General features: G+C 64.2%; 6 protein-coding genes. 4 read left to right on the top strand and 2 right to left on the bottom strand.

Annotation, left to right across the window (positions count from 1 at the left end):
- Positions 1-1008 precede the first annotated feature (1008 nt).
- Entirely contained in the window at positions 1009-2625 is a 1617-nt protein-coding gene (gene qcrB / locus NA4_RS36430; protein WP_067480387.1) for a cytochrome bc1 complex cytochrome b subunit, read from the top strand.
- A gap of 261 nt (positions 2626-2886) precedes the next feature.
- On the opposite strand, the gene NA4_RS36435 is transcribed toward qcrB, so the two are convergent.
- Positions 2887-3231: a hypothetical protein gene (locus tag NA4_RS36435; protein WP_067480390.1), complete on the bottom strand. Its 345-nt coding sequence runs from the start codon at positions 3229-3231 to the stop codon at positions 2887-2889.
- Positions 3228-4583, bottom strand: coding sequence for a hypothetical protein (locus NA4_RS36440; protein WP_157129517.1), 1356 nt, complete (start codon positions 4581-4583; stop codon positions 3228-3230). The genes NA4_RS36435 and NA4_RS36440 overlap by 4 nt, the downstream gene beginning before the upstream one ends.
- Between NA4_RS36440 and NA4_RS36445 the strand changes: the two genes are divergently transcribed.
- From NA4_RS36445 to NA4_RS36455, 3 genes are read left to right on the top strand one after another with little or no spacing between them, the layout of a single operon-like run.
- The gene (locus NA4_RS36445; protein ID WP_067480393.1) at positions 4565-6190 is read left to right on the top strand and encodes an AMP-binding protein; all 1626 of its coding nucleotides are present in this window, start codon (positions 4565-4567) and stop codon (positions 6188-6190) included. The two genes, NA4_RS36440 and NA4_RS36445, sit on opposite strands and share 19 nt — an antisense overlap.
- Entirely contained in the window at positions 6187-7101 is a 915-nt protein-coding gene (locus NA4_RS36450; RefSeq protein ID WP_169811195.1) for a GNAT family N-acetyltransferase, read from the top strand. The genes NA4_RS36445 and NA4_RS36450 overlap by 4 nt, the downstream gene beginning before the upstream one ends.
- Complete coding sequence (locus tag NA4_RS36455) at positions 7098-7463, top strand: hypothetical protein (protein ID WP_157129518.1); 366 nt, start codon at positions 7098-7100, stop codon at positions 7461-7463. The genes NA4_RS36450 and NA4_RS36455 overlap by 4 nt, the downstream gene beginning before the upstream one ends.
- Positions 7464-7539: the final 76 nt, after the last annotated feature.

Here is a 7539-nt window from a genome sequence, read left to right on the forward strand (position 1 = left end):
GGTTAGTTAGCCAACCACCAACCACACAGTCCCGCAGCACAACCCGGCAAGTCACGTCTCAGCCACAGCGGCGTCAAAGACAAACTCGCCCAGATCGATTCCACTCTCCAACGCACCACGGCGGCAACGGGACTCGGAATGCCCACCTTCGGCTCAATCTCCGGAAGAAGCTCTGCCCCATGAGAATCAAGTTCATAGAAGGCCTGTGGCGATGTTCGCGTGCGGCCGGATCCGCAACAACGCACTCGGCTGGAACAAATCCGAGACATGTCCAGCGCGTAATCCAGCGAGCTCTTCAGCTTGTCGCGCAATTCTGGCGATATCGGCGGTGCGCGGCGCGAGGAGGTCGGCGATGCGCTGGAGCGCGGCACGCCTCCCTGGTCCAGCGAAATAGCCATGGGCGTATTCTCGCTCACCCGCAGCATCCATCGGCTTGCCCGTCGGATTCGTGACCTGCGCACGTGAACCCGAGCTGAACCTTCGTGGCTCAGACCGAGCGCGATAGCCCAAATTCACTGGCACCGGACCTTCACCAGACGTATGACGTCATAAATCTCCGACGTGGACAGGCTGAGGTGTGTACGTTAGCGGGTTCCGATTGGACGCGGGCAGGCTGGGACGAAATCGGCCGTGACGCAGGGCTGTTCGATCTCGTTTCGGGTACGGGATCTTTCGGCTCCGGCCGTGCAGGAGGAAGCAGAAGTCGTTGAGTGCGACAGCTGTCTGGGCATAGCGCTGAACGATCGCCGCGACGCGCGGCGGCAGCTCCGCAACCGTACCGCCCTCAGCGCATCGGCGGACGAAGTCATTGCACGGCGACCCGATCGGTGCCAGTCGCTTCGAGACTATGTGGCAACTGTCGTCAGCCGCCGAACATCGCCGTCGTCGGACCTGCTCGCACCTGGCTTGCGGTGGCCGTTTGTGATTTGCATCACATCGTGTCAGAAATCGACGGCCCGAAATGTCTTATAAGCAGCCGTCGTCGAGGACCGGGAGGTCTTGCCAGTCATGAGTACCGTGCCACGGGGAGCAGATGCGGTGGACCAGCGTTACCGCGCTTCCGCCTTCGTCAAGCGCTCGATCAACAAGGTCTTCCCGACCCACTGGTCGTTCCTGCTCGGCGAGATCGCGCTGTACAGCTTCATCATCCTGCTGCTGTCGGGCGTATATCTGACGTTGTTCTTCGACCCATCGATGAGCGAGGTCGTCTATGACGGCGCGTACCAGCCCATGCGCGGGTTGACCATGTCCCGGGCCTACGAGTCGACGCTGAATCTCAGTTTCGAGGTCCGTGGCGGGCTGTTCGTGCGGCAGGTACACCATTGGACCGCGTTGCTTTTCGTGGCGTCGATGATCGTACATATGTGCCGGATATTCTTCACCGGCGCGTTCCGCCGCCCGCGCGAGATCACCTGGGTGATCGGCTCGCTGCTACTGATCCTCGCTCTGTTCGAAGGCTTCTTCGGCTACTCGCTGCCTGACGACCTGCTCTCGGGCACCGGTCTGCGGGCCGCGTTCTCCGGGATCACGATGTCCATCCCGATCATCGGCACCTGGACGCACTGGCTGATGTTCGGCGGCGACTTCCCCGGTGACATCATCATCCCCCGCCTGTACATCGCGCACGTGCTGCTGTTCCCGGCGATCATGTTGGCGCTGGTCATCGCACACATCGGAATCGTCTGGTACCAGAAGCACACTCAGTTCCCCGGACCGGCCCGTACCGAGAACAACGTCGTCGGCACGCGGATCGTGCCGGTGTTCTCCCTCGACCAGAGCGCCTTCTTCATGTTCACCCTCGCGACAGTGTCGTTTATGGGCGGCCTGTTCCAGATCAATCCGGTCTGGAACCTGGGTCCGTACAACCCGTCGCAGGTATCGGCGGGTTCGCAGCCGGACTTCTACTTGATGTGGACCGACGGTATGGCGCGCCTGATGCCGCCCTGGGAGCTGTACATCGGCAACTACACCGTGCCGGCGGCCTTCTGGGTCGCGCTGGCGATGGGGTTGGTGCTCTTGGTGCTGATTGTGTACCCGTGGATCGAGAAGCGGCTGTCCAGGGATACCGCGCACCACAATCTGCTGCAGCGACCGCGAGACGTGCCGGTGCGCACAGCGATCGGCGCCATGGCCCTCACATTCTACGTGGTGCTGACGCTGGCATGTGTCAACGACATCATCGCATTGAACTTCGACATCTCGCTCAACGCGACGACCTGGTTCTTCCGCATCGCAGCGCTGCTGGGCCCACCGACGGCCTACTTTCTTACCTACCGGATGTGCCTGGGCCTGCAGCGCAGCGATCGCGCGGTACTCGCCCACGGCATCGAGACCGGCGTGATCAAACGCCTACCGCACGGCGAATACATCGAGATGCACCAGCCTTTGGGCCTGGTCGACGACCACGGCCACCCGGTTCCGGTCGAGTATCAAGGGGCCCCGGTACCGAAAAAGATGAACAAACTGGGGTTCGCGGGCAAGCCCGGACCGGGCTCGTTCCTCCGCCCGGATCCGGCGCCCGAAGCGGAGCACCTCGTGACGACCGAGCACACCGAAGAGCACAGGCAACTGGCCGTTCTGCGGGAATACCAGCAGCGCCGCGACGGCGAACGACACGACCGATGAGACGCCGCCGTGTCAGCCACGCCGAAGACTACGGCCTGCTGGTCCCGGCGGCCACCGTTGCCAGCGAGTACGCAGGTCACGTCTTGAGAGACACCCTGCGTGCCAACGGGATCCGTTCAACTGTGGGATGGACCGGTCGGCGCGGTCGACGCCATCGCCTGCTCGTTCTCGTCTTCCCCGAAGACGCCGTCCGGGCCTACGAAGTGATCTGTGCCCACACGAGTCAGCCTGATCCCTGAGGGTGTCTCGCGGGAGGGCGTCCTACAACAGGGAGGGCGGCTGGAGGTGTAGAAAGGTGCCGACAGGGATCGGCACGGTGACTTCGGCGGTGGCGGGTTCGGCGGGGTCGTTCGACTCAGCGGCAACCGCTTCGGGTTCGGTGGGTTCGGTGGTGGTCCTGGTTTTGGCCGCGCGGGGCGATTCGAGGTCGCGGTGGGAGCGGGCGGCCCCGGCGGTTTCCCAACCGGTCAGGAAGGGAGATGCTTTCAGGATAGCGATGCGGCGCACGGACTTCGGCGTCGCGCCGCACTGGCCGTGGAGCAGCTCGCAGACCGGGCCCTGCAATGGCTGACCACCCGCAGCGAATGGCTGCTGGACAATGTTCACCCCGAGCCGGAAGGTAACTCCCAGATCCGGATTTCCTCGACCAGAAAACTGGAGCTGGCACCCGGTTCCATTAACCACGACCATCCGACCACACCTAAATTCCCGCCGGTCAGCTCCGATTGCGGATCCAGATACCGTATCCGCTGGTCGTTCACGCTGATCACCAATTCGGCGCCGTAGACCGTGGTGCGGCACGAGGCGCCGATCCGGGTTTCCTGATCCAAATTCAGTCCGGGCAAGCTGTCCTGGGCGGCGAGCACGGCCACCCTCGATTCGGCGGGCTGTCCCATCGAGATACCCCAATGCCCGGTGCTGCTCACCGTGAACAGGTAGCGACGAGTGAAGACCTCTGGTTCACCCCGGCACGTCAGCCCAACTCCTCCGGATCCCGATTCCCTACGCACCACGGCTTCGGTACACGTATTCATCACTGTCGGCACGGGTATGTTGGCATAGGCAAATTGGGTGCCGGATACGGCCGTCAAACGGTATGAGCCGGAAATGTATTCGGTCTGGCCGCCACGTTGCGGCCAGCCGGTATCCGTGTCGTCGAAGCCTTCTTCCAAGATTATCTGTCCACCCAGCTCCGTGCAGAAAGACGGCACCGGTTCCGTTCGGGCGCCGCGGGATACGGGATCGCCGGTATTCCGCAGCTGCCACCCGACGACGACAACCACGAGCGCCAGCACGGTTGCGGCCGTGAGCCATTCCTGCAGGCGTCTGCGGTGACCCGGAGTGATCTCCTCCGCATCGGCTGAATCCGGCTCGGCCACATCGGACTCGGCCGACGTCGGCGCTCCCGCGGCCGCCTCAGCCTCGACGGCTCCGTTCGGTCCGCCGTTGTCGTCCAGGGCATCTCGGATCTGTAGGTAGCGCTGCCGCCAGATCCGGCGATCTCCGCCGTCCGCAGGTGGGTCGACCCCGGCCTGATCGATGAGCCGCAGGCAGGTATCGATGAATATTTCGTAGGTCTCCCACCGCGGCATGGTCGGGTTATCCGGATTGATGATGTTGCCGATGGTGGCTTTGCTGATACCGCCCCGAGCACCAGGTCCCCAGACGGATGCCCGCGCGAGCGTCATGAGGGAGTCTACCTGTGTGGTCCAACGCAGTTCGCGCAGTTGGGTTTTGAGAACACGCAATTCGTCCAGCGGATCGGCCATGCGTACCTCCCTGGCCCTATTGTGACCAACTCTGTCCAAAGTTGTCCAGAATATCCGGCCGCCACCACGGACTACCTGATTCTGGATCGGTATCCGAGAGGACGGAGTTCGACAATGAATACAACCCGAACACGCTTGGGGATCGCCATCGCCGCATCGGCGGTTGGGAAATGACGAGTGCCGCGCCAACGGTGGTCGACGCGATCGCCCGGAATGCGGGCGACGCTACCGTGACCGTGCTCGACGAGGACAACCTTGGGACCGCCATCTCCTGGGCGGCCGTGCACCAGCAGGCTCTCCGGCTGGCAACCGTTTTGGGCACCAAAGGAATCGGGCCGAACCAACGGGTGGGATTACTAGGTGACACGAGCACTGAGCTCATAGCCGCGCTCCAGGCGGTGTGGCTGGCCGGTGCGGCGGCAACGATGCTGCCCGCTTTCACGCCCGGCTCGGGCGGCGAGCACGCACGAAACGTCGCCGCAATTGTTGCCGACGCTCGGCTCGACCTCGTCGTAGTGGACATGCGGACCGAGCCTGCCGCGCAATACGTGCCGGCACGGGCGATGGCGCTCGCCGATCTCGTCACGGCGGCCCGGACCGCCGATCCCAGCGAACCGCGCCGCACCGACCCCGACAGCCTGGCACTGCTGCAGTACACCAGCGGATCCACGCGAGCGCCCCTCGGCATCGCCGTGTCGCACGCGCACCTGGCCGCCAACATCACGGCGATCGGAGCGGCCGTCGAGTATGACGGCGGTTATCCCGACCGCGTGCTGAGTTGGCTACCGCTCTATCACGACTTGGGTCTGATCTGCTTCCTGGCGCTGCCGATGTCGTATGGCGGCGAACTCGTGCTGCAATCCCCGATGACGTTCGCCCGACGGCCGGCGTCCTGGCTGGAGGCGATCTCGAAGTACCGGATTACGGCATCGGGCGCACCGAACTTCGCGTACGAGTTGATGACCCGCGTCCTTGCCCGCGGCCCGCGGCCCGATCTGAGCTCGCTTCGCCTGCTCATCAGCGGCGGCGAGCCGGTGAATGCCGACACCATGGCGCGCTTCACCGCAGCGGCGGGACGATACGGTTTGGACCCGTCGGTGGTCGCGCCGGCCTACGGACTCGCCGAAGCCACCGTCGCGGTGACCATCTCGCCCCCCGGCGCCGGGGTCGGCCTGGACAGGGTCGATTCGCTAGTCTTGGAATCGACTGGGCGAGCGATACCGGCAGCACCGGGCGCTCCTGTCCGGCAACTGGTGAAGCTCGGCCCTCCGGTTCGCGACACCTCGATACGAATCGTCGACCAGCGGACGGACGAACCGCTCGCCGAACGGACCGTCGGCCACATCGAGGTTCACGGCCCCTCCGTTGTCGGCCACGGCTGGCTGCGCACGGGCGACATCGGCTACCTGACCGACGATCGACAGCTCATCGTGTGCGGGCGGGCGAAGGACATGCTGATCGCCTGCGGCCGCAACATCTTTCCCCAGGACGTCGAGACGGCGGCGGCTCGGGCTCCAGGAATACGTCCCGGCCGGGTCGCTGTGTTCGGGATACCCGGCGACCTCGGCGACAACCTCGTGGTCGCTGTCGAGGCGAGTGGCGGCACAGACGACGAGCTGCGCCGCAGCATTTCCGCAGCCGTCCTCGACGGAGTGGGCTTGCGTCCGCATGCCGTCATTGTCTTGCCGCCCGGCGGCCTGCCGAGAACCTCGTCGGGGAAGCTGCGACGCGCTGAGGCTCGCCGCCGCTATGCGGCGGAAGCATTGAACACAACCCCGGAAAGGACACTCCAGTGACCACGATCGACCGAATCAGCCTCTGTACGACTGCGCCGGTAGCGAACCGGGAAACGCTGCGCGCTGAGCTCGCGGACTTGTTGCACCACGATCCCGCGGCCCTTCCGGATACCGCTCGGCTGATCGAGGATCTCGGTTTGGACAGTCTCGCCATGATGACCGTATCGGCGTGGCTGGGCTCGCACGGCGTGCGCATGCAGACCGACCAAGGGCGCCGCGGCACCGTCGGCGATGTCCTGTCGCTCGCGGAAACCGTTGCGGACAAACTTGTTCAACTCACGATCCGTGCCGCAGACGGATCATCGTCAGGCCCGCACCAGATGCCGGCAGTGCCACCGGCGCCACCTGATCCGCTCGCTCCTGTCTTGGAGAGCTCGGTATTTCGGCTCGACGCCCTCCAACCGGTCGACACCGAATATCTCTATGCGCTCGCGGTTCGTCCGGAGAACTGCTTCCGCTGGCGATACCGCGGGGTACCGCCAGCGCCCGAACGGTTCGTCGAAGAACTGTGGGCGCAGGTGGTCACGCAATACGTCGTGCGTCGCGTCGATAACAACCAACCCGCCGGGCACGTCGTCGCGTACAGCGCCGATCGCACCATCAGCCACGCCTACGTCGGCGCCGTGTTCGAGCCGACGTACGCCGGAACCGGGCTGGCTGCCGAGGTGATCACCCTGTTCGTCCGGTATCTGTTCCGTACCTTCCCATTTCGCAAACTTTATTTAGAGGTCCCCGGATTCAACTGGCCGCAGATGAGCAGTGGCGAAGGCCGGTACTTCCAGGTCGAGGGTCTACTGCGCGACCACGTCTATTACGCCGGGCGGTACTGGGACCAGTACGTCTGCGCGGTCTACGCAGATCAGTCGTCCGAGGAACCGACCTCGGATTGCAATGAGAGGAAACCATCATGAAGTCAACTATTCGCCGCAGGATGCTCATCGGCGCATCGAGTCTGGGTATCGCCGCCACAGCGCTCGCGCCCGCGGGCGCGTCTGCCCACGATGCCCCGTCCTCGGGACCGGAACCCTTCTCCGCGCTGAAGTTCGAGGCCGCCAGGGACCGGACTCCGCTGCCAGCATGCGTCGATGTACGGCACTCGACCGATTGGCGCCAACACAAACTGGACGTCACCAACAATTGCAACTACGGGGTCAATTGGTTCGTCGATAAGGAAGGACCCAACTTCGATTGCCGACACACTCCCGCGGGCGGCCACGACCGCGTCACCTGGGGTAAGCAAGACGCCTATCACGGCACGTACAAGTGCGGGTGAGTGATCAGGGCGAATCCTGGGCTAGCCCGGGATTCGCCTGTAGCCGCTGTCGGCACGGACGGTCAGCTCGTCGGGT

Origin of the sequence: Nocardia amamiensis NBRC 102102 (assembly GCF_001612745.1) — a bacterium.
GTDB lineage: Bacteria > Actinomycetota > Actinomycetes > Mycobacteriales > Mycobacteriaceae > Nocardia > Nocardia amamiensis.